Genomic DNA, 885 nt, shown 5'->3' on the forward strand with positions numbered 1-885 from the left:
CGCGTCCCCCGAGCAGACGAGGCCGCCCTCCCCCGGCCGGCGACACCGGATCCCGCTCAGGTCGCACGCGCCCCTTCCGCTCCGATCAGGTCAGCCCACTGATCCCTTGATCACCTGAGCCGGTGAGACGACCGCGGTCACAGCAACCAGGCACCTCGAACGGCAGTTGTCCCCGGTACTCACCGAAAGCCTCAGAAGGGGATCGCCTTGCTCGCGCCGTCCGTCACTCGCTTCGCCACCGCACTTCTCGCCGCCGGAGGTCTCGTCCTCAGTGCACCGACCAGCGCACACGCCACCGCCGTCGGCTCGACTCCGGTGCGGACGTTCCAGTACAGCGTGGGCGGCATGACGATGAAGGTCCCGACCGGGTGCATGTTCACGCACGCCATCCGCGGCAGCGGCAAGAAGATCACCTACCAGAACGCAGGTGTCGACTGCGCTTTCGTCGCGGCACTCGGGACGGGCTTCTGCAACTGGCGCATCGACTTCACGTACGCCGACACGAACAACCGGACCTACCGCACTTCACGCGGCAGGACGCACAACGAATGCACGATCGACCCGATGCGGAACAACTCCGCCCAGACCCTCCCTCGTTATGGCAAGGCGTGCGCCCACCTGCATGTCAACGGGGTGCGACGAGTGAGTCAGTGTCACCACATCACGAAGTGAGTCGTTCATGATCGACCAGCAGAGGCAGCATCCGGACAAGGTCTACGAGACGCGGCGGCGGCGGGCCGGGATCGCCGGGTTTCTTGTGGGGCTGGTGGGGGCGGTGGCCTTCTTCGGGTTCTTTCCCGGGCTGCCGCATGTCATCGACGTCGGCGCTCTGCTCGTGGCGCTGGCGGTTGGACTGGCGGGGCGGTGGGGGTGTCAGGCCTGGGT

Annotated in this window: 2 protein-coding genes; both read left to right on the forward strand. The window is 66.8% G+C overall.

Annotation, left to right across the window (positions count from 1 at the left end; genetic code table 11):
* Positions 1-207 precede the first annotated feature (207 nt).
* Positions 208-672 carry a hypothetical protein gene (locus tag CCN42_RS45390; protein WP_245877684.1) on the forward strand — a complete coding sequence of 155 codons (465 nt, stop codon included), beginning with the start codon at positions 208-210 and terminating at the stop codon, positions 670-672.
* A 7-nt stretch (positions 673-679) separates the two neighbouring features.
* The coding region (locus CCN42_RS39535; RefSeq protein ID WP_086741982.1) for a hypothetical protein at positions 680-885 on the forward strand (206 nt) is incomplete at its 3' end.

It is taken from the genome of Streptomyces glaucescens (assembly GCF_002154375.1).
Classification (GTDB): domain Bacteria; phylum Actinomycetota; class Actinomycetes; order Streptomycetales; family Streptomycetaceae; genus Streptomyces; species Streptomyces glaucescens.